The organism is Xanthomarina gelatinilytica (genome assembly GCF_000348685.1).
GTDB lineage: Bacteria > Bacteroidota > Bacteroidia > Flavobacteriales > Flavobacteriaceae > Xanthomarina > Xanthomarina gelatinilytica.
This window is the reverse complement of record NZ_ANLA01000005.1, coordinates 49,422-72,202: the sequence shown is the minus strand read 5'-3', so window position 1 is coordinate 72,202 and position 22,781 is coordinate 49,422. Positions and strand designations below refer to the sequence as shown.

The following is a 22,781-nucleotide window of genomic DNA, read 5'->3' as shown; positions in this document are numbered from 1 at the left end:
AAAATCTAATCTTACAATATTAGAAAAAAATAAATTGAAAAAAACAAAACACCCAAACTTTCAAATGCAAGCAAACCTGATTTGATGTTTGGATGTTTTATTTATTGTGACCTCGAGAGGATTCGAACCTCCAACCCTCAGAGCCGAAATCTGATATTCTATCCAATTGAACTACGAGGCCATTAATTAACTAACTATTTTTCCTTTCAAAAACTCTCTTCCACTTCCAGTTTTAAAATACTTTTCACGAAAAATTGCTTCCGGTTTTGTTTTAAAAGTTTCAAAGTAAACTAATCTCCAGGGCAAATATCCTTTTGTAGATTTAGTTTTTCCTGTATTATGTTCTTTTAAACGCTTTGCAACATCATTGGCGTGACCTTTATAAAGCCTTCCGTCAATATCACTTCGCAAAACATATACATAATAAGATTTCATATTCTATAAACCTGATATTCCCTGCCTGCCGACAGACAGATACCAGGCCTTAAAAGATCTACTGGATTTTAAACCTGGTAGACCGTAGGTTTTCTGTTAAGACAGTTTAGCTCTTACAATATTGGAAATGGTCTTTCCATCGGCTTTTCCAGCCAATTCCTGACTTACAATCCCCATAACTTTCCCCATATCTTTCATACCTTCTGCTCCAATGTTTTCTATGGTCATAACGACTACCTTTTCTATTTCTTCTTCGGTAAGCGCCTCTGGCAAAAATTGGGAAATCACTTCTGCTTCTGCCAATTCTGGAGCTGCCAAATCTTCACGACCTTGTTCTAAATAAACAGCTGCACTGTCTTTTCGCTGTTTTACTTGTTTTTGAAGTATTTTAAGCTCTTGTTCTTCCGTCAGTTCTTCTTTGGCTCCACTTTCTGTTTGAGCCAATAAGATGGCCGATTTAACAGCCCTTAACGCTGTTAACGCTGTTTGATCTTTGCTTTTCATGGCTTCTTTTAACGCAGCCATGATTTCTTGCTGTAGACTCATTGTTTCTATTTTAAGAGGCTACGAAGATAACAAAAAGTATGCAGTTAAACCTACTGCTAAGCTTATGCATTATCAAGAAATTTTTTGAGTGACAAAAAAGAAAAACCCGAAGAATCCAATGGACACTTCGGGTTTTGAAAGAAGCCCTAAAACTAAACTTAATTGCTATTAATTAATCTACATTATCGTGCAAGAACGAATTGTTGCTCCTAAATTGTATGTCGTCGTTATCGTCTATACTCACACTGGTTTTAGACATGTTGGTTTCTGATGAATGTTGTGTCTCATCCAGATCTATCCCACGACGTTTGTAGGCTGGTGTCTTTTCTATATCATCAATTTTGGAATTATTGAATTTATAATTGAAATCCTTCATTTTACGTCTTCTTTCCTCTGCACGTTCTTTTAACAGTTCGGAAATTGGCGTATTCATAGGGTCTATTTCCCCAGAAGTTTCCTCAGTTTCCTGTGGTTTTACAACCTTTTTTTCGAAAACTATTTCTTTGTCCAACTCTTCAGCAATCTCAATAACTTTTTCTTGCTTCTGATTTTTGTTGATGCCAGATTCTATTTCCACATAATCATCCAAAGCATATCTGGTTTCACCATGTTCATTGGTTTCGGTTACCGGAATAATTTCAACATAATCGTTTACAGGAATCTTTTTTATGTTTTCGTCCAAATCATGGACCACAAAGTCATCATCCTTGTTTTCTATGTTCGAATTGCTTATGGGCATATCAAAAGTAAGCGTGATCTGTTGTTCTTCTTCAAATTCAATTTTTGGTTCCTCAACTGTATTTTGAACTTCAGTAATCACAAAATCTTCTTCCTCGGCATTTACCAACACCTCATCGTAAACCACATCCATATTTTTTATGGCTTCCGTAGTTGGAACGAGTTCATTTTCGCTTAAAATGTGATTCGGACCATCCAACTCTTCCAGTTCATCCAAATCCAAAGTATGCTTCACAACTGGTGGTTCTTTTTTCTCTTCCAACTCAATGTTGGGAGTAATAATTGGAGGTGCCTGTTCTTTTTTGGTTAAATCTTGCTCAAAAGGTTTGTCCTCTTCCAAGGCATGAATCACTTTTTTAGCTTCGGTATTTGAGATTTCATCCTGTTGATCGATATTAAATCCTGTAGCAATAATGGTAACAGCAATAGATTCTTCTAAAGATTCGTCTTCCCCAACTCCCATAATGATGTTGGCTCCATGACCAGCTTCATTTTGAATATGATCGTTGATTTCACCTATTTCATCTATGGTAATTTCTTGGGAACCAGAAACAATAAGCAGCAATACGTTTTTGGCTCCAGTAATTTTATTATCGTTTAATAGAGGGGAATCTAAGGCTTTGCTAATGGCATCGTGTGCCCTGTTTTGTCCTGAGGATGTGGCAGAACCCATAATGGCCGTTCCACTGTTGCTTAATACGGTTTTAGCATCACGTAAATCGATGTTTTGCGTATAATGATGCGTTATTACCTCTGCAATACCACGTGCAGCAGTTGACAATACCTCGTCTGCTTTAGAAAAACCTGCTTTAAACCCTAGGTTTCCATATACTTCTCGAAGTTTGTTGTTGTTGATTACTACCAAAGAATCTACCACACTACGTAGGTTTTCAATTCCTATTTGGGCTTGCTCGTTACGCATTTTTCCTTCAAACTGAAAAGGCATGGTAACAATTCCAACCGTTAAAATATCCAGATCTTTGGCCATTTTAGCAATTATTGGTGCTGCTCCTGTTCCAGTGCCTCCACCCATTCCAGCTGTAATAAAAACCATTTTGGTATTGGTATCCAACATGCGCTGGATATCTTCAAAACTCTCGATAGCAGATTTTTCCCCTACATCCGGATTTGCACCAGCTCCCAAACCTTCGGTTAAGTTAACACCTAATTGAATTTTGTTTGGAACACCACTATTTTGAAGTGCTTGTGCATCTGTATTACAAATTACAAAATCGACTCCTTTAATACCTTGCTGGAACATGTGGTTGATAGCATTGCTGCCTCCACCGCCAACACCTATGACTTTTATAACATTCGATTGGTTTTTTGGTAAATCGAATGAAATATTGCTTTCGAATTCTTTGTTGCTGCTCATGAATTTCGTTTTTTAATTATTCTATTACTTTTTGCGATATTTTTAAATATCCGTTATTGGATTAATTCTTCTTTATGTTGGTTTTTAGCTTTACTCTGCGTTATCTAAAAAATCTTTTACCCGTTCCGTCAATTTATCTAAAAACGAACGTCTTTCCGGTTTTTGTTTAGGTGGCTCTTCCACATCTTCTGGCTCTACTTGAGGCGCTACCTCAGCCTGTTTTTCAATTTTTTCGGCCTTTTTGCGTTCCTGTCTTTTTAAGCCATCCATAACCAATCCCACTGCTGTGGCATATAAAGGACTGGTAATCTCGTCGTCACTGTCTCCTGCCAAATGCTCGTTTGGATAGCCTATTCTGGTATCCATTCCTGTTATGTATTCCACCAATTGCTTTAAATGCTTTAACTGAGCGCCTCCTCCTGTTAAAACAATCCCAGCAATCAGCTTCTTTTTTTGTTCTTCGTGACCGTAATTTTTTATTTCCACGTAAACCTGTTCCACAATTTCCACAACCCTTGCATGAATTATTTTAGATAGGTTTTTAAGTGTAATTTCTTTAGGATCCCTTCCTCTTAACCCTGGAATGGATACAATCTCGTTTTCCTTATTTTCTCCTGGCCAGGCAGATCCAAACTTTATTTTCAATAATTCGGCTTGTTTTTCTATGATGGAACATCCTTCTTTTATGTCTTCTGTTATGACATTTCCTCCAAATGGGATCACAGCTGTATGACGAATGATGCCATCTTTAAACACAGCCAAATCTGTGGTTCCTCCACCTATATCAATTAAGGCTACACCTGCTTCTTTTTCTTCCTGACTTAAAACTGCATTTGCCGATGCCAAGGGCTCCAAGGTGATGCCCTCTAGATTTAAACCAGCACTTTTTATACAGCGCCCCACATTTCTTATAGAAGACACCTGACCAACAACCACATGGAAATTGGCCTCCAAACGGCCTCCGTACATTCCAATAGGCTCTTTAATCTCTGCTTGCCCATCTACTTTATACTCCTGTGGCAAGACATGGATGATCTCTTCTCCAGGAAGCATGACCAATTTATGTACTTGATTGATCAATCGTTCTATATCTTCTTCATCAATAACCAAATCGGAATTTGGCCTGGTTATATAATCGCTATGCTGTAGGCTCCTAATATGCTGACCAGCTATACCTACAGTGACATTTTCAATTTTAAATTCGGAAGCAGCTTCGGCTTCTTGTGCTGCCAATTGAATAGATTGAATGGTTTGTGTAATATTATTTACAACACCACGATGCACGCCTAGACTTTTGGATTTTCCTATTCCCAAAATCTCAACCTTACCATACTCATTTTTACGACCAATCATGGCCACAATTTTTGTGGTTCCTATGTCTAATCCTACTGCTATATTGTTTTCCATAGTTTATATTTTAGTACACACAACCTGACTATCAAACTGTAAATTAACATTCGAATAACGATTTAGCGATTTTTCTTTTAAAGCTTTGTTATAGAAAGCTTTTAAATTCATAATTTTTTTTTCCAAATTTTTTAAACTTCCTAGCTGGACTGTAAAATTGCATTGTCTGAATTTTAAAAAAAATGTGCTTTTTTCTGTTTGTTCAATCTCTATAACATGTTTCTTTAAAAAGGCATCTGCTTCAATTTTTTGAGCTAACTTAAAAACATGTATTAGGTTATTTTTTTCAACAGTTCCAGTTACAAGAGGTACTCTAGCAGTGTAATTAGGTGACAAAGGCATATAACTTCCCTGGTCATCTATGTAATAAGATGCATGTGTACTTACTCTTGCTATAGGTTTTTTTTGTTCAATATCTACCGTAAGTTGTCCATTTACAGACAGATACACTTGAGCAGACTTGACCATTTGATTAGAATTCAGGGCAGCTTCTAAATCATTCAAATCTAAAGTTTCTTTAGACTTATTTTTAACACTCTCCTTATTTTGTATTAACAATTTACTAACATTCTCATGGGTTAGGAAAAGGTTGTTGTCCCCTTTAAAATGAATGATAGGTTGAGACACTTTTCTATCCTTATTTTTTGCTGAAGAAAAAGCATATAAAAACACTACCAATATCAGTAGGGCAACCATTTTTATGTAATTCCAATTAACTCGCAACGCTCAATGCTTTTTTAATGTGTTTTACTTCTTCTCCTATATCGCCAGCACCAATGGTTAAGACTATTTGGGCCTGACTCTCTTTTATTTTTGAAACAAGCTCGGTTTTATTGATTACCTGTTTGTTTTTAGTTTCCATTTTATCCAATAACCAAGCAGATGTCACACCTTCAATTGGCAATTCCCTAGCTGGATAAATATCCAATAGCATCACCTCATCGAACTGCGACAGGCTTTTGGCAAATTCGTCTGCAAAATCCCTTGTCCTACTGAAGAGATGTGGCTGAAATACAGCCAACACTTTTTTTCCGGGATACATCTCTCGAACAGCTTGGTAAACAGCATTGATCTCTTCTGGATGATGTGCATAATCATCAATAAAAACCAACTCATCTGTTTGGATGTGATAGGAAAATCTACGTTTTACCCCTTTGTAGGATGCTAAAGCTTTGGCGAGCTGTTGGTGAGGGCAACCATACGCTACAGCCATCGCCAAGGCTATTAATGCATTCGACAGATTATGTCTACCAGGTAGGTTAAATTGTAAATTTTCCAAGGTGGTTTCTGGTGTTTTAACATCAAAAACATACACCCCATTTTGTATCGTTATATTGTGAATGGAATAGTCTGAATCATCTTCAATTCCATAGGTAATTCCATGAATTGGCAGTCCGTTTTTAACAAACAACTTGCCTTGTGCTTTCACGCGTTTTGAAAACCCCTCAAAGGATTTTACCAACTCTTTAGCGTCTCCATAAATATCCAAATGATCTGCATCCATTGATGTGATACATGCAATATCTGGAGAAAGCGTTAAAAACGACCTATCAAACTCGTCTGCCTCAACCACAGTTACTTCGGTTCCATTAAGAATTAAATTGGAATTGTAATTTTCACTAATTCCTCCAAGAAAAGCTGTTACTGGCACTTGGCATTCGTATAGCAAATGCCCTAAAATACTGGTCGTTGTTGTTTTGCCATGAGTGCCTGCAACCGCCAAACAAAAAGTGTTCTCTGTAATAATGCCTAAAATCTGTGACCGTTTTAAAACCATGAAACCAGGCTGATTTTTAAAATAAACCAATTCCATGTTGTCTTTTGGGATCGCAGGCGTGTAAACCACCAAAGTGGTATCGTAATTAAAAAAAGGCTCTGGTATGTTTGACACCGAATCATTAAAATGAACCTGAATACCCAAGGTTTCCAAAGCGTCAGTGATCTCTGTTTTGGTTTTATCGTATCCGGCAACACGTTTGTTTTTGGCATGGAAATATCTGGCCAAAGCACTCATGCCTATGCCTCCAATTCCTATAAAATAAACGTTATGTATGTTGTCTAAATTCATTTAAAACCTACTTTTGCAACAATGCCTCTACCTCGTCTGCTATTTGTTTGGTAGCATGCACCAATGCTAATTTTTTTATATTCTCGCTTAATTCATTTTGCTTCTCTATGGAAGCCATTAATTGTGAAAACTTATTTTCAAAATCCACATCCAATTCATCTTCTTTTATCAACAAAGCTGCCTTTTCGTTTACAATGGCCATGGCGTTTTTGGTTTGATGATCTTCAGCCACATTTGGCGATGGTATGAAAATAACAGGTTTCCCAACAATACACAGTTCTGAAACCGAACTCGCTCCTGCTCTTGAAATGATAACATCGGAAGCTGCATAAGCTAAATCCATTTGGTTTATGAAAGCATGTACTTGAACGTGTTTGGTGTTATTATAGATTTTATACTGGTCGAAATACAATTTTCCACATTGCCAAATAACCTGCATGTTATGAGCAAGGATAAAATCCAATTCTTTTTCTATTAGTTCATTAATCCGTTTGGCCCCTAAACTGCCTCCCAATACAAAAAGTGTTTTTTTGTCTTTACTAAGCTCAAAATTTGCTTGGGCTTGCTCTTTTTTGGTATCAATATCCAACAAGCCCTGCCTTACAGGATTTCCAGTTTTAATGATTTTCTCCTTAGGGAAAAAGCGATCCAAACCATCATAAGCCACACAAATCTTATTGGCTTTTTTGGACAATAATTTATTGGTGATTCCTGGATAGGAATTTTGCTCTTGAATTAAACTTGGAATCCCTTTGGAAGTGGCCACTTGCAATAAAGGCCCACTGGCAAAACCACCTGTTCCTATAACCACATCTGGTTTAAATTTGTTAATGATTTTTCGCGCTTTAATCAAACTACTTATTAATTTAAAAGGGAAACTTAAGTTCTTTAAGGTAAATTCCCTTTGAATTCCAGAAATCCAAAGCCCCTCAATATCATAACCTGCTTGAGGCACTTTGTCCATTTCCATTCTGTCTTTTGCTCCTACAAACAAAAATTGAGCCTCAGGAAAACGTTGCTTCAATTCATTGGCAATGGCAATGGCAGGATAAATGTGGCCTCCTGTACCTCCTCCCGACAATATGATTCTATATGTTTTTTTAGTTGACACTAATTTTCTTGACTTTAAACTTTATTACTTATATGGCTTCCGAAAGAATTTCCAACGGATTGTCTTCCTTATCTTCTTGTTCTTTTATTTCCTCCCGTTTGGCACTCACACTCAATATAATCCCCAATGCCAAACAAGTCATCCAAATCGAGGTTCCACCACTGCTTATTAATGGCAAGGTCTGTCCTGTAACCGGAAACAACTCCACTGCAACTGCCATATTTATCAAGGCTTGAAATACAATGGGCAAACCCACACCAAGCACCAATAATTTTCCAAAAATGGTATCTGCCTTTTGCGACACTATCACTATTCTAAACAACAACCATAAATAGAATACCATTAAGGTAAGCCCTCCTAACAGGCCGTATTCTTCAACAATAATGGCATAAATAAAATCGGAGGAGGATTGTGGCAGAAAATTCTTCTGAATACTTTTTCCAGGACCAACCCCTTGGATCCCTCCAGTAGCTATGGCTATTTTCGCTTTTTCTATTTGGTAATCCGCTTCGGTATCACCATCGTCAGAAAAACTTTCAATTCTACTCATCCATGTATCAACCCTATTTGGCATAGCATCTGGAAATGCCTTTGCAATAAGCACAAAAAACGTTAATGCCAAAATACCTGTACCAACTATAACAGCTAAATACTTTACAGGATAACCCCCTAAAAACACCAACATCAACACCATAACAAACATAATGGCTGCTGTGGAAAAATTTGCAGGTAAAATAAGTATCAATACCAAGAAAACGGGAACCCAAAGTGGTAAAATGGATTCTTTAAAAGTGATCTCTGTATCTTTTATTTTAGACATGTACCTAGCCACAAACACCATTAAAACCACAAAAGCAAAAGTGGATGTTTGGAAAGACATATTAACCAACGGGATTTGAATCCACCTACTGGCATTGGCTCCTTCTATGGTTGTACCTTGCAACATGGTAATAACCAATAGAACCAAAACAACAGGAATCAATACAATGGATAAGCCCCTAAAATATCTGTAAGGTATTTTATGGACGCCATACATAATGGTAAACCCTAAAAACAGGTGCATTAAATGTTTTAAAAAGAAAGCAAATGTATTTCCACTGTCTCCTACATAAGCTAAATTACTTGCAGCACTATACACAGGAAGAAATGAGAAAATTGCCAACAAAGCAGCAATCGCCCATATCAATCGGTCTCCTTTTATGTTTTTAAATACTGTTTTCATGTTATCGATTCCAGACCTTAAGCCACCTCTTTGTCAACAATTGGTATTTGGGTTTATAAATTCCTTACAGCTTCTTTAAACTGTCTTCCTCTATCTTCATAGTTTTCAAACAAATCAAAACTGGCACAAGCTGGAGACAGCAGAACATTATCACCTGATTCGGCCAACTTATAGGCTATTTTTACAGCCTCGCTCATAGACTGGGTTTCAATAATGACATCTACCATAGAGCTAAAGTTTTCCATCAGCTTTTGGTTGTCTACACCAAGACAAATAATAGCCTTTACTTTTTCGTTTACAAACGGAAAGAGTTCTTGATAGTTGTTGCCTTTGTCCTGTCCTCCAACTATCCATACAGTTGGGGCATCCATACTTTCCAAAGCATAATACGTGGCATTGACATTGGTTGCTTTTGAGTCGTTTATATACTGAACCTTGTTAATTTTCAACACATTTTCCAATCTGTGCTCCACGCCATGAAAATTCTCCAAACTCTCTCTAATGGTTTGTTTTCTAATTCGTAATAAATGAGCTACTGTTGAAGCAGCCATGGCATTTTTAATGTTGTGCTTCCCTTCTAATGCTAGGTCCTTTGTTGACATGTCTATTGAGTTGTTATCTATTGTTATTATAATTTTATCGTTTTCTAAATACGCGCCATTTTTATTTTTTTTTACTAATGAAAATGGCAATAATGTGGATTGAACGGGATGCTTCTCCAACCAATCCACAATTACTGGGTCATCTGCATCAAAAATGAGATAATCTGCTTTTGTTTGGTTTTCGGCAATTCTAAACTTTGAAGTGATATAATTTTCAAACTCATAATTATATCTGTCCAAATGGTCTGGGGTAATATTTGTAATTATTGCTATATGAGGCTTAAACCCTACAATATCGTCCAACTGAAAACTACTGATCTCCAACACATAGTTTGGGTAATTTTTTTCCAGTATTTGCTTGGCAAAACTATCTCCTATATTTCCGGCCAAGCCTACCTCCAATTCTTGTTTAAGAATATGGTGCGTTAACGATGCTGTGGTTGTTTTTCCATTGCTTCCTGTTATACCTACTAGGGTCGCCTGGGTGAATTTGGCAGCAAATTCTATTTCTGAAACAATTGGAACCCCTTGTTCCCGAAGCTGTTTTACCAAAGGCACTCTTTCTGGAATCCCAGGGCTTTTCATAACCAAATTGGCATTTAGAATTTTGGATTCCGTATGGGTTTCTTCTTCCCATTCAATCTCATGATGTATAAGAACGTCTTTATACTTTTCTTTAATTTTATTCTTATCTGAAACAAAAACTTCAAAGCCTTTCGCCTTTCCTAAAAGGGCTGTTCCCACGCCACTTTCCCCTCCTCCCAATATGACTAATCTTTGTTTTGCCATTCTATGTTTTTTTTGAAATGCTTCAACTGTTTAAGCAAGACAAAATTTATCTGATTTTTAAAGTCACAATTGAAATAATTGCCAACAAGATTCCAACAATCCAAAACCTGGTAACTATTTTACTTTCGTGATATCCTGATTTTTGATAATGATGGTGTAAAGGTGACATCTTGAAAATACGCCTGCCTTCACCATATTTTTTCTTTGTGTATTTAAACCAGCTTACCTGCAAAACCACAGATAAATTCTCTGCCAAGAAAATGCCACATAACACTGGAATAAGCCATTCTTTCCTAACAGCTATGGCAATAACAGCAATGATCCCTCCTATGGTTAAGCTTCCTGTATCTCCCATAAATACTTGGGCTGGATAAGCATTGTACCATAAAAATCCAACCAATGCACCTACAAAAGCTGCTATGTAAATGGTGATTTCCTCTACTCTTGGGATGTACATGATATTTAGGTAATCTGAAAAAATAATATTTCCCGAAACCCAAGCAAAAATACCCAAGGTTAAAACTATAATAGCCGAAGTGCCTGCTGCCAAACCATCGATACCATCAGTTAAATTGGCACCATTGGAAACGGCTGTGATAATGAAAATAACAATGGGAATAAAAATAATCCAAGCATATTTGGCCCACGCTGGATTTATCCAATAAATTATTTCGGCGTAATCAAACTCATTGGACTTTACAAAGGGAATGGTTGTTTTGGTTGATCGCTCTTCATTTTGAAACAACTTGGACGACTCCACCTTTGCGTTTTCAGCCAGAATTTCCTGTTGCTGCGCTATAGGCAGTTTTTCTTTTATGGTAACTTCTGGGTGAAAATAGAGTGTTGCCCCTACAATAATACCAAGTCCTACCTGTCCCAAAACCTTAAACCTTCCTTTTAACCCTTCTTTATCTTTTTTAAATTTCTTGATATAATCATCTATAAACCCAATGGTTCCCATCCAGAGCGTTGTAACTATTAAAAGAATCACATAAATATTCTCCAATTTAGCCAACAACAAAACCGGAATAAGCGTTGCAAGGATAATAATGACACCTCCCATGGTTGGTGTTCCAGCTTTCTCTACCTGTCCTTCCAACCCAAGATCCCTTATGGTTTCCCCTACCTGTTGCTTTTGTAAATACTTAATAATACGCTTTCCGAATATGGTAGAAATAAGCAATGATAGAATAACAGCAAAAGCAGCTCTAAAAGTTATAAAACCAAAGAGAGATGCTCCAGGAATCTGAAACTGTGTTTCTAAATATTCGAATAGGTAATACAGCATATATTTATTTCATTTTTTAAGCCCTTTTGCCAACCTGCTCGACTACAGGTGCTCTAGGTGACCCTTGGTTATTTTTCCAGTTGTTTTAAAAATTCCTTTACTATTTTAAAATCGTCAAAATCAAATCTTTCCCCTTTAATTTCCTGATAGGTTTCATGACCCTTTCCTGCAATTAAGATAATGTCGTTGGGATTTGCCATCTGACAAGCTGTTTTAATGGCCTGTTTCCTATCGGCTATGGACAGGACTTTCTTGAAGTTTTGTGGTTCTATCCCTTTTTCAATATCTTCCATGATGCTTTCCGGGGCTTCGTTTCTTGGATTATCGCTGGTTACAATCACTTTGCTGCTCAATGCCGAAGCAATATGTCCCATTTTAGGACGTTTGGTTTTGTCCCTGTTGCCTCCACACCCAAAAACGGTAATCAATTCTTCGTTTTTGGTTCGGATACTGTTTATGGTTTCCAAAACATTTTTTAAGGCATCAGGTGTGTGGGCATAATCTACTATGGCCGTTATTTTGTTATCTGAAATTAGATATTGAAACCTCCCAGCCACACTCTCCAATTCACTGATCATTCTTAGAGTTTCCACTTTCTCCAAACCTAATAATTCGGCAGTAGCATAAATGGCCAACACATTATAGGCATTGAAATTTCCAATAAGTCTGGTCCAAACTTCACTCTCATTTATTTTTAGCAACAAACCATTTAATTGGTTCTCTAAAATTTGAGCCCTGTAATCGGCATAGCCTTTTAAGGCGTAAGTATATTTCTTTGCTTTGGTATTTTGAAGCATGATCAAGCCATTCTTGTCATCCACATTTACCAAAGCAAAAGCTGTTGCCGGCAATTGGTCAAAAAAAGTTTTTTTAACATCTCTATACTCAGCAAACGTATCGTGATAATCCAAGTGATCATGAGACAAATTGGTGAAAATACCTCCTTGAAAATGTAAGCCTTCGGTTCTGTGTTGGTGAATACCATGAGAACTCACTTCCATAAAACAATAAGCCACACCCTTATCATTCATCTCTTTTAAATATTTATTTATGGTCAAGGAATCTGGTGTGGTATGGGTTGCTTTGTATGCTTTGTTATCAACCATAATTCTTACAGTTGAGAGTAAACCCACTTTAAAACCGGCCTTTTTAAACAGCTGATATAACAATGAAGCTATAGTTGTTTTACCATTGGTTCCTGTTACACCAACAAGCTTTAAGTTTTCAGAAGGATTTTGATAAAAATTTGAGGCCATAATGGCTAAAGCTTTTGATGAGCTTTCCACCTGAACATACGTAATCCCTTGCTTGATATTCTCTGGCAAGGTTTCACAAACAATGGCAATGGCTCCTTGCTCTATAGCAATATCTATAAACTCATGACCATTGGAAACAGTGCCTTTAATTGCAACAAACACATCGTGTTCTGAAATGTTTCTGGAATCAAAATCCATGTGTTTAACAGACAGGTTTGTACTCCCTACAACAGCGTTGAGGGTAACTTTATACAATATGTCTTTTAAAATCATCATGAGGCTTCTATTACTACTGTTTGGTTTTTCTTGATTTTCAATCCTTTATCCAAAGATTGGGATTTTACGATGCCAACACCTTGAAATTTAACTTTAAGTCCCATATTCTCTAAGAGAGCCAAAGCATCCATTAATGGTAAACCAACCACATTCGGCATAATGGTTTTATAGGTTTGTGCCGTTTTGTAATAACTATCAAACTCCTTTTCTACAGCAACATGCTTAACTTCCAATGTTTCAACTTCATCAATAATAGGAGTATCTGTAAATATTTTTTGAGCAATACGTTTAAAAACCGGCCCAGATACATCTGCTCCATAATAGCCTTTTTCTATACTAGGTTTATGTATAATAACTATACAGGAATATTTTGGGTTTTCAGCTGGAAAATATCCAGCAAAAGAAGACACATATCTTTTATTGTCATCCCAATCGTCCATCCAATACTCTGTTTGAGCCGTTCCAGTTTTACCCGCCATAGAAAAGTATGGCGTGTATAAAGATTTTCCTGTACCACGAACCACAACGTTCTTGAGCATCTCCTGCATTTCCTTTATGGTTTTATCAGAACAAATTTTATTGTTGATAACTGTTTTATCAAAGGTCTCTATTTGTTTGTTCAGCTCCCTAACCTCTTTAATAAAGGTAGGTTTTACCATCACACCATTATTGGCAATGGCATTATAAAATGTGAGTGTTTGCAAAGGTGTTAACTTTAAATTGTATCCATAAGACATGGAAGGCAGAGCATTTTTGCTCCATTTTGAATGTCCAGGTTCGTAAATCACAGGCTTTCCTTCTCCTAAAATTGGCAAGCCTAGAGGCTTATCTAAATTCCAACTTTTTAAACGGTTGAGAAATTTTTCAGGGTTTTTGGAATAGGCTTCATCTATAATGGTTGCCAATCCTATATTTGATGACACTTCCAAAGCTCTTGCTGCAGAAATTTTTCCATAACCTCCATGTTTGGAATCTCTAATTTTCCTTCCGTAAAAAGTTTTCACACCTTGTTTGGTATCTACAACTGTAGATGTGTCCACAAGCTTATCTTCCATAGCTGCCATTAAAGCCATGACCTTAAATGTGGAGCCTGGCTCATGCGATTCACCCACTGCATAATTTAATTTCTCGTAATACGAACCGTTTTTGGTTCTTCCCAAATTTGAAATAGCACGTATTTCACCTGTTGCCACTTCCATAACAACCACACAACCATGTTCTGCTTCGTAGTGCTCCAATTGCTGCAATAGCGCATTATGCGCAATATCCTGAATGTTAACACTAATGGTTGTATACAAGTCATACCCATCTTTTGGTTCTACTTGATTATAATCCGCAATAGGTTTCCATTGTCCATTGCCAATTTTTTGTTTCAACCTTAAACCATCGGTTCCACGTAAATACTTTACACCATAAGCACCATCAATACCTGGCCTGGTTACATTGCCATTTTCATCAAAACGCTCGTAACCTATGGTCCTTTCGGCAACGCCACCCATAGGATGCTCTCTTTTGGTTGTTTGCTCAACAATCAAACCTCCTTTATAAGCTCCCAAATTCAATAATGGGAAATTTCTTATTCGTATGTAATCGGAATATCCAATATCCCTCGCCAATAAGTAGTATCTGTTTCTGTTTGCTCTAGCTTTCCTAATTTCTTTTTGGTAATAGGATGATGGCTTTCCTGAAAATTTGGACAAGGAGTCCGCCAATGGTTTTAAATTTTCTTCAAATACTTTTGCTTTTGAAGTCACAGCATCTATCCTAATATCGTATTTAGGGACAGAAGTAGCCAGTAAATTCCCATTAACCGAATACACATTGCCTCTATTGGCAGGAATCACCACGTTTTTAATGGTGCGTTCTTCTGCCAACTCCCGGTATTTGTCCCCTTGAATAAATTGAATGCTCAAAAGTTTAAACACAACTGCCAGAGCGAAGATGAACATACATCCTGCTATAAAATACAATCGGTTTAATATGTTCTTCTCTTTTACTGCCAAGTCGAACTAATTTTGGGATTTAACTTTAATTTTGGTTGGTGGAATCTCTGAAATGGACAAGCCTTTTTCTTTCATCTTTAATTCTACAACCGACTCTTTTTTGAGTTCCATGAGTTTTTTTCTGCCATCCACAAATGCCGATCGCAATTCTTTTGCTTCATTATTCAATCTGGCTATTTTATGGACTTTTTTATCTGCACTATGTGAGCTGGCTATCATAACGAATGCTAGTGACGAAATAAAAAGGATCATTCTCCAGTTTTTAAACGCATCGTCATTAACCAAAAAGGTTCCTTTTAAAATATTTGACACACTTTTTCTCATCTATAACTTTTCAGCCACTCTTAGTTTTGCACTTCTAGCTCTATTGTTTATTTTAATTTCTTCTTTACTTGGAACTATTAATCCTCCAACTTTTTTTAAAGGCACTTCAAAATGCCCAAACACATCTCTTTCTGGCTCTCCTTCAAACAAGCCATTTCTTATAAAGCGTTTTACCAATCTATCTTCCAAAGAGTGATAGGAAATGACACTCAACCTACCTCCTGGTTTCAGCAAATCCGGTGTTTGCAACAAAAGCTCTTTCAAAGCTTCAATTTCTTGGTTGACCTCTATCCGAATGGCTTGATATATTTGAGCCAACACTTTATTTTCGTGTTTAGGTGGCAAAAATTTCTTTAACACCCTTTTTAATTGTTCACTTGTTTTAATAGGTTCAACAGCTCTACTGGCCACAATTAAACTTGCCATGGCTGGCGCTGCTCTCAATTCACCATATTGCAACAACACGTTTTTAAGCTGTTCTTCATCATATTCATTGACTACATGATAAGCCGAAAGACTGCTGCTTTGATTCATACGCATATCCAAATCGGCTTCAAACCTGGTAGAAAACCCTCTTTCTGCCACATCAAATTGATGAGATGAAACACCAAAATCTGCCAAAATACCATCCACTTCTTTCACACCATAAAACCTTAAAAACCGTTTGATGTACCGGAAATTTTCATGGATCAAGGTAAACCTGTCATCGTGAATTGTATTTTCAAGCGCATCAGCATCCTGATCAAAAGCAAATAATTTCCCTTTAGTTCCTAATCGTTTCAAGATCTCCTTACTGTGTCCTCCTCCTCCAAAAGTCACATCCACATAAACACCATCTTCCTGGATATTTAAACCATCTACGGTTTCTTTCAATAATACTGGATTATGATAGTCCATGCGCTTCATCATCTTGTCCCATAACTTCCTCAGCCAGATCTGCAAAATCTACAGTAGCATCGTCTATGGCCTGTTCATACTTATCTTTATCCCAAATTTCCACAATGTTCACAGCAGCCGAAAGCACAATCTCTTTGGAGATATCAGCAAAAACAACCAAATCCTTTGGTATCAACAAACGCCCCGTAGCATCAATTTCCACGACTTTAACACCAGCCGTAAAACGCCTAATAAAATCGTTGTTCTTTTTCTTGAACCGGTTAAGCTTATTAATTCGCTGCATTAAAGCCTCCCACTCTTCCATGGGGTACAATTCCAAACAAGGTTGAAAAACTGCTCGCTTTAAAACAAACCCATTTTGCAATACAGGAGACAACTGCTTTTTAAGCGCAGCAGGAAGCATCAGTCTGCCTTTTGCATCTACTTTACATTCGTATGTTCCTATTAATGAGTTCAAAGGGGTTCGTTCTCGATTTTGTGTTTAAGTTTCAAATATATCGAAAAATATACCACATTTTACCACATTTTACCACTTTGTTGATAAATTTTCGATTAACAGCATGTTTATTTCGTTATTTCAGAAGCTTCACAAATGTTAAAAGCTCTTTTTCAGAAGGTTACAAAATGGATGTATTTTTAAAGACATCTTGTTAATATCTCTTTAACAAGGCGCACTAAGGAGATGTAATTATTATGAAAATAATATGAATGATTTAACTATATTTGTTTCAATGTTAAGATTAACGAATTAATGGCGCATCGACTAAAAAAAGAAAAAGATTACAGATATATTGAAGTTGGCGAAGGAACACCCATAATTGTGCTCCACGGATTAATGGGTGGATTGAGTAATTTCGAGTCGGTTACAAAATACTTTAGCACCAAGGGTTATAAAGTTGTAATTCCTGAATTACCAATCTATACGATGTCCTTATTAAAAACCAACGTTAAGAGTTTTGCTAAATATTTACACGATTTTATTGAGTTTAAAGGATTTGACGAAGTCATTTTGTTAGGAAACTCTTTAGGTGGACACATAGGTTTATATCATACAAAATTATATCCTAAAAAAGTAAAAGCCTTGGTTATTACTGGCAGTTCTGGACTATATGAAAGTGCCATGGGTGGAGGTTATACCAAACGTAGTGATTACGAGGTGATAAAGAAAAAGGCACAAGACGTATTTTACGATCCTGAAATTGCCACCAAAGAAATAGTTGATGAAGTTTATGAAACTGTAAACGACAGAAACAAACTTATTAAAACATTGGCCATTGCCAAGAGTGCCATTAGACACAACATGGCAAAAGATTTGCCCAACATGACCACTCCAACTTGTATTATTTGGGGGAAAAACGACACAGTGACACCTCCTGAAGTTGCTGAAGAATTTAATGAACTCTTACCAGACTCCGAACTGTTTTGGATAGACAAATGTGGCCATGCTGCCATGATGGAACATCCAGATGAGTTTAATGAGATTTTAAATAACTGGTTAACCAAAAAAGGGTTTTAAACCCTTTAAAAACACATTCCTTTTTAGGGAAATGATCTATGGAAATAAAATCGGCTGAATTTGTAATGAGCAATTCCGATGTTTCTAAATGCCCAAAAAACACCATTCCGGAATATGCATTTATTGGCAGAAGCAACGTGGGAAAATCGTCTCTTATAAACATGCTAACCAATAGGAAAAGTTTGGCAAAAACTTCTGGAAGACCAGGAAAAACACAGCTTATCAATCATTTTATTATCAATAAAAATTGGTATTTGGTAGACCTGCCTGGTTATGGTTATGCCAAGGTTTCCAAAAGTGCAAAAAAAACTTTCCAAAAATTCATAACCCAATATTTTAGCTTGAGAGAGCAGTTGGTTTCTGCCTTTGTATTGGTGGATATTAGGCACAAACCCCAACCCATAGATTTGGAATTTATGCAGTGGCTGGGAGAAAATGGTATTCCTTTTTCCATTATTTTTACCAAAGCCGATAAGCTTAAACCCAAAGCCATTGAAAAGCACGTAGCCGATTATAAAGCCATCATGCTGGAAGCTTGGGAAGAAATGCCTAACTATTTTATTACTTCATCCTCAAAGGACATTGGCAAAGAAGCCGTTTTGGAATACATACACTCACTTAATAAAAACATGCGATTAGACTAAACCGATTGGCTGCTGCAAAACGGGAAACTTTATCATAGCTTTAGCAAAAAACTTAGGCGCTTTTTACATCTAAAGCATCTCTTAAAGCATTGCCTATAAGCATGAAAGCCATAACCAAACTCATGATGCAAAAACCTGGAATTAACGCCAAATAAGGCTTTCCTAAAATAATATAATTGTAATGGTCTTTAATCATGGCTCCCCAACTAGCCATGGGTGGTTGTGCGCCAATGCCCAAAAAACTCAAGCCACTTTCAATTAAAATGGCAGCCGCAAAATTTGCGGCTGAAATAACAATCACAGGAGCCATGATATTTGGCAAAATATGTTTGGTTATTATCCTAAAATCGTTAAATCCCAAAGCTCTGGCGGCAGTTACGTACTGCATTTCTTTTACACTTATAATTTGCCCACGTACCACTCGGGCTACTTCAACCCACATGGTTAAACCTACGGCAATAAACACTTGCCAAAAGCCTTTGCCTAAAGCTAAGGTAATGGCAATAACCAAAAGTAAGGTTGGTATGGACCAGGTTACATTAATAATCCACATGATGAAAGCATCTATTTTCCCACCAAAATAGCCTGCCACACTTCCCATAAAAATACCTATAACCAATGAAATAAAGACTGCTACAAAACCTATAAAGAAAGAAATTCTTGCCCCAACAAGAATACGACTTAACAAATCGCGTCCATATTTGTCTGTACCAAAAATAAAAGTTTGCTCTTTAATAAATGTGGCTTTGTTAAAGTTTTGGTAATTGTTTAAATCCAATTCTTTTTCGGCTCCTTCAAGACCATCGGAAGCATATTCTGTATATAACAATTTGTTGCCTGTTATTCGATATGCCGATATTGGTATTTCGGAGGCTGGATTTTTTTTACCAAAAAACAGCCTATCAATAACAGATTGGTCTTGAGCGATACTGGAAGGGATGCTGAGCATCTGCACCTTAAAGCCAGGTTTTTTGGAATGTATGGACAAATGCATCTGGTTGGCATGCTGCGAATTGTCTGGAGCTAAAACATAGGCAAACACAGAAACAAAACCTACCAAAACAATAAACCAAAAGCTAAAAACGCCCCAAAAATCCTGTTTGAATTTTTGGAGCGCTAAAGTACTTAATGAGCCTGTAATTTCACTCATTGATTATTAATCTTTAACATTGGCTACCTTTTTGATGGCATAAGACATTTTTAAGTCTTCCAATACGTTAATAGCTTCTTCCACATACACATCCTGACTTAAACTTTTATGCCAACGGTCTCTTTTTTCTTTAAGGATGGTATCGGTTTTAAACAGTTCTTTTTCATAAGGCAGGGATTCAAAGGTTAGATTACTTTGATATTCGGAAATTTTATCAAAACGCTTGGCTTCTTCTTCATTTAACTCTAATTGTGCCTTATATTTTTTATAGTTTAAGGAATGAATGTTTTCGTCCATTCTGGTTTTGATCCACTTGGCATTTTCACCTATTAGCTTTAGTTGCTCATTCGCATTCATACGCTGGGTACTGTTCTCTATGGTTTCATTGTAGTCAAAATATCCATCCCAAAAGGTATAATCCACAGAATCGATTTTATCCCAAGGTAATGGGTTTTTTTGGTCTTTTTCACCTACATCTATAAAACTATATCTATCTAAAACAACCACATCACTTTTAACCCCTTCAAGTTGGGTTGAACCTCCATTGATTCTGTAGAATTTTTGGGTGGTTAATTTTAAAGCACCTAAATCGCCATTTTTATTATTTCTAACCATGTTGTTTAAATCCAAAAAGTTTTGAACGGTTCCTTTACCATAGGTTTGCTTGCTACCTATCACAATGGCACGTTTGTAATCCTGCATGGCTGCTGCTAAAATCTCAGATGCTGAAGCAGACAACTCATTCACCATAATTACCAAAGGGCCATCCCAAACAATGGATTTATCCTTGTCTTTTAACACTTCTTTTGGCTCTCCAGTTGCCCTAACTTGTACTATGGGGCCTTCTTTAATAAACATACCTGCTATATCCACTACCACAGGAAGCGACCCTCCTCCATTATTTCTTAAATCCAAAACAAGACCTTCCATGCCTTCAGCTTTTAAGCGCTCTATTTCCTGTTTAATATCTGAAGCAGCATTTCTGCTTTTGTAATCTTCAAAATCCACATAAAATTTTGGGAGATTGATAACCCCAAAACGTCTGTTGTTTTTTTCTACTATGGAAGACTTGGCATAGGTTTCCTCAATTTCAACCACATCTCTGGTGATACTGATTTCTTCAATGGTACCATCAACCTTTTTTACGGTTAGGATAACAGTGGTGCCTTTAGGCCCTTTTATAAGTTTAATGGCATCGTCTAGACGCATACCCACAATATTTACCGGTTCTTCTTCATCTTCTTGACGCACCTTCATGATAATATCGCCTACCTCCAGCTCGTTCCCTCGCCATGCTGGACCTCCGGAAATAAGCTCAACAATTTTGGTGTTATCCATACGCTTGGACAATCGCGCTCCAATCCCTTCCAGTTTTCCGGACATTTGCTGATTGAAATTCTCCTTATCTTCGGGGGCAAAATAGTTTGTATGAGGATCAAATTCCTCTACAATGGCATTGATATACATAGAAAACCAGTCCTGTCTGTCCAGGTCGTCTATATAATCGTTATAATATAAATCGATGGATTTTAGGGTTTCTGCCCGAGCTTCAGCTTCAATTTCTGTAAGTGTTTTCTTTTCTTCGCTGGTTTCTTGTGCAGACATTAAATCGTCGTAATTTACCAGATTAGAAAATTTAAGCTGTTGTCTCCAACGCTCTTTCATTTGCTTTTTGTTCTTTACATAACCAATATTTTCGTAATCGGAATTAAATTCTTCGTCTATAGAATAATCAAATGGCGTGTCCAAAACTTCCTTGTAAATGGCTTTAGACTCCTCGATACGTTGCACCAAACGGTCGTGGGTTAAATTGAAAAACGAAATGTCGTATTCTTTTAACTGATCGTCCAATTGGAATTTAAAGGCTTCAAATTCTTCAATATCCGATTTATAGAAATACCTTTTTAAAGGATCCAGTTGGTCCAAATAATCTGCAAATACCTCTGCAGAAAAATCATCGTTTATCTCTTTTGGATCAAAGTGTCCTCGTTGTAAGACATAAGTAATGACCTGTATCAGTAATTTATCTTTATCTGGATCTTCAAACGTTTTTGTAGTAAAACTACAAGAAGCAAATGCCAATAAAAGCACTAACACCAAAATCTTATAATTCCTTTTCATAAATCTTATCATATTAATTTAATAATCACTTTTTAGGATTGAAATTTGTGGGCAATTTAAAACCTAATCGATTAAATTTTCCCAAAAGTGTCTTTTTATTTTACTAATTTAAAGAAAAAACTATGCCAATAAAGACAATTGGTACTAATTTTTTGTTAAACCAGAAAAATTCATGTCTTCCGTAGGAAATTATGTATTTTAGCACTGTTAATTTATAGTTGGAATGACAGAAAAACCTCTAATTTTAGTGACCAATGATGACGGAATAACAGCTCCAGGAATTCGAGCTCTTATAGAAGTCATGAAAGAACTTGGAGATGTGGTAGTGGTAGCTCCAGACAGCCCACAAAGTGGTATGGGACATGCCATTACCATTAATTCCATGTTGCACTTGGAACGTGTTTACATAGATGAAGGAAACCAGGAAGAATACAGTTGTTCCGGCACACCAGCCGATTGTGTGAAACTGGCTGTAAGGGAAATACTAAAAAGAAAACCCGATTTATGCGTTTCTGGCATAAACCATGGCTCCAATTCGTCTATAAACGTAATCTATTCAGGCACCATGAGCGCAGCCTTGGAAGCCGGAATTGAAGGCATTCCTGCCATTGGGTTTTCGCTTTTGGATTATAACTACAATGCCAATTTTGAAGTTGCCAAAAAATACGCAAAAACCATAGCCAAAAATGCTTTGGAAAACGGCATTCCAGAACAGGTGGTTTTAAATGTCAATGTTCCCAATTTACCTGAAAAAGATATGAAAGGCATCAAGGTTTGCAGACAAGCCAGAGCCAATTGGGAAGAGGAATTCGATAAGAGACAGTCGCCACAAGGCAAAGATTATTATTGGCTAACTGGAAAATTTGTAAATTTAGACCATGGTGACGATACAGATGAATGGGCCTTGGAAAACGGCTATATTTCTGTAGTTCCTGTACAATTTGATTTAACGGCACATCATGCCATTACAACTTTAAACACTTGGGATTTTAATAAAACTTAACACTTGCTTG

At 36.8% G+C, this 22,781-nt stretch carries 20 protein-coding genes and 1 tRNA gene; 3 read left to right on the top strand and 18 right to left on the bottom strand.

Annotated elements, in window-relative coordinates:
- Positions 1-107: 107 nt before the first annotated feature.
- From D778_RS05035 to mraZ, 16 genes are all read right to left on the bottom strand, one after another.
- Positions 108-181: transfer RNA gene (locus D778_RS05035), tRNA-Arg, on the bottom strand.
- 5 nt (positions 182-186) lie between these two features.
- Positions 187-435: a GIY-YIG nuclease family protein gene (locus D778_RS05030; RefSeq protein WP_007648318.1), complete on the bottom strand. Its 249-nt coding sequence runs from the start codon at positions 433-435 to the stop codon at positions 187-189.
- A gap of 96 nt (positions 436-531) precedes the next feature.
- Positions 532-981, bottom strand: coding sequence for a GatB/YqeY domain-containing protein (locus D778_RS05025; RefSeq protein ID WP_040491535.1), 450 nt, complete (start codon positions 979-981; stop codon positions 532-534).
- Between the two features lie 172 nt (positions 982-1,153).
- Positions 1,154-3,094 (bottom strand): cell division protein FtsZ, encoded by a 1,941-nt coding sequence (gene ftsZ, locus D778_RS05020; protein ID WP_007648316.1) that lies wholly within the window; start codon positions 3,092-3,094, stop codon positions 1,154-1,156.
- 90 nt (positions 3,095-3,184) lie between these two features.
- Positions 3,185-4,501, bottom strand: coding sequence for a cell division protein FtsA (gene ftsA / locus D778_RS05015; protein ID WP_007648315.1), 1,317 nt, complete (start codon positions 4,499-4,501; stop codon positions 3,185-3,187).
- 3 nt (positions 4,502-4,504) lie between these two features.
- On the bottom strand, positions 4,505-5,173 hold the full coding sequence (locus D778_RS05010; RefSeq protein ID WP_316928583.1) for a cell division protein FtsQ/DivIB: 669 nt from the start codon (positions 5,171-5,173) through the stop codon (positions 4,505-4,507).
- Between the two features lie 40 nt (positions 5,174-5,213).
- Positions 5,214-6,569 (bottom strand): UDP-N-acetylmuramate--L-alanine ligase, encoded by a 1,356-nt coding sequence (gene murC, locus D778_RS05005; protein WP_007648311.1) that lies wholly within the window; start codon positions 6,567-6,569, stop codon positions 5,214-5,216.
- Positions 6,570-6,576: 7 nt separating this feature from the next.
- On the bottom strand, positions 6,577-7,680 hold the full coding sequence (murG, locus tag D778_RS05000; protein WP_040491532.1) for an undecaprenyldiphospho-muramoylpentapeptide beta-N-acetylglucosaminyltransferase: 1,104 nt from the start codon (positions 7,678-7,680) through the stop codon (positions 6,577-6,579).
- Between the two features lie 28 nt (positions 7,681-7,708).
- On the bottom strand, positions 7,709-8,902 hold the full coding sequence (locus D778_RS04995) for an FtsW/RodA/SpoVE family cell cycle protein (protein ID WP_007648308.1): 1,194 nt from the start codon (positions 8,900-8,902) through the stop codon (positions 7,709-7,711).
- A gap of 53 nt (positions 8,903-8,955) precedes the next feature.
- Positions 8,956-10,293 carry a UDP-N-acetylmuramoyl-L-alanine--D-glutamate ligase gene (gene murD / locus D778_RS04990; protein ID WP_007648306.1) on the bottom strand — a complete coding sequence of 446 codons (1,338 nt, stop codon included), beginning with the start codon at positions 10,291-10,293 and terminating at the stop codon, positions 8,956-8,958.
- 46 nt (positions 10,294-10,339) lie between these two features.
- The gene (gene mraY, locus D778_RS04985) at positions 10,340-11,581 is read right to left on the bottom strand and encodes a phospho-N-acetylmuramoyl-pentapeptide-transferase (RefSeq protein ID WP_007648304.1); all 1,242 of its coding nucleotides are present in this window, start codon (positions 11,579-11,581) and stop codon (positions 10,340-10,342) included.
- A 68-nt stretch (positions 11,582-11,649) separates the two neighbouring features.
- Positions 11,650-13,113: a UDP-N-acetylmuramoyl-L-alanyl-D-glutamate--2,6-diaminopimelate ligase gene (locus tag D778_RS04980; protein WP_040491528.1), complete on the bottom strand. Its 1,464-nt coding sequence runs from the start codon at positions 13,111-13,113 to the stop codon at positions 11,650-11,652.
- Entirely contained in the window at positions 13,110-15,062 is a 1,953-nt protein-coding gene (locus D778_RS04975; protein ID WP_007648300.1) for a penicillin-binding protein, read from the bottom strand. Before D778_RS04975 ends, D778_RS04980 begins: the two co-directional genes overlap by 4 nt.
- Before the next feature lie 60 nt (positions 15,063-15,122).
- Positions 15,123-15,440 carry an FtsL-like putative cell division protein gene (locus D778_RS04970; RefSeq protein ID WP_007648299.1) on the bottom strand — a complete coding sequence of 106 codons (318 nt, stop codon included), beginning with the start codon at positions 15,438-15,440 and terminating at the stop codon, positions 15,123-15,125.
- Positions 15,441-16,337: a 16S rRNA (cytosine(1402)-N(4))-methyltransferase RsmH gene (gene rsmH, locus D778_RS04965; RefSeq protein WP_007648296.1), complete on the bottom strand. Its 897-nt coding sequence runs from the start codon at positions 16,335-16,337 to the stop codon at positions 15,441-15,443.
- Entirely contained in the window at positions 16,324-16,794 is a 471-nt protein-coding gene (gene mraZ / locus D778_RS04960) for a division/cell wall cluster transcriptional repressor MraZ (protein ID WP_040491526.1), read from the bottom strand. The genes rsmH and mraZ overlap by 14 nt, the downstream gene beginning before the upstream one ends.
- Positions 16,795-17,088: 294 nt before the next feature.
- Between mraZ and D778_RS04955 the strand changes: the two genes are divergently transcribed.
- Positions 17,089-17,853 (top strand): alpha/beta fold hydrolase, encoded by a 765-nt coding sequence (locus tag D778_RS04955; RefSeq protein ID WP_007648280.1) that lies wholly within the window; start codon positions 17,089-17,091, stop codon positions 17,851-17,853.
- 38 nt (positions 17,854-17,891) lie between these two features.
- A complete protein-coding gene (gene yihA / locus D778_RS04950) occupies positions 17,892-18,497 on the top strand; it encodes a ribosome biogenesis GTP-binding protein YihA/YsxC (RefSeq protein ID WP_040491524.1) in 606 nt (201 codons plus the stop codon).
- A gap of 52 nt (positions 18,498-18,549) precedes the next feature.
- On the opposite strand, the gene D778_RS04945 is transcribed toward yihA, so the two are convergent.
- Both D778_RS04945 and D778_RS04940 read right to left on the bottom strand, forming a co-directional pair.
- A complete protein-coding gene (locus D778_RS04945; RefSeq protein WP_007648276.1) occupies positions 18,550-19,647 on the bottom strand; it encodes an ABC transporter permease in 1,098 nt (365 codons plus the stop codon).
- A gap of 6 nt (positions 19,648-19,653) precedes the next feature.
- A complete protein-coding gene (locus D778_RS04940; RefSeq protein WP_007648274.1) occupies positions 19,654-21,768 on the bottom strand; it encodes a carboxy terminal-processing peptidase in 2,115 nt (704 codons plus the stop codon).
- Positions 21,769-21,991: 223 nt separating this feature from the next.
- On the opposite strand from D778_RS04940, the gene surE reads away from it, so the two are divergent.
- The gene (gene surE, locus D778_RS04935; protein ID WP_007648272.1) at positions 21,992-22,771 is read left to right on the top strand and encodes a 5'/3'-nucleotidase SurE; all 780 of its coding nucleotides are present in this window, start codon (positions 21,992-21,994) and stop codon (positions 22,769-22,771) included.
- The last annotated feature ends 10 nt before the right edge of the window (positions 22,772-22,781 follow it).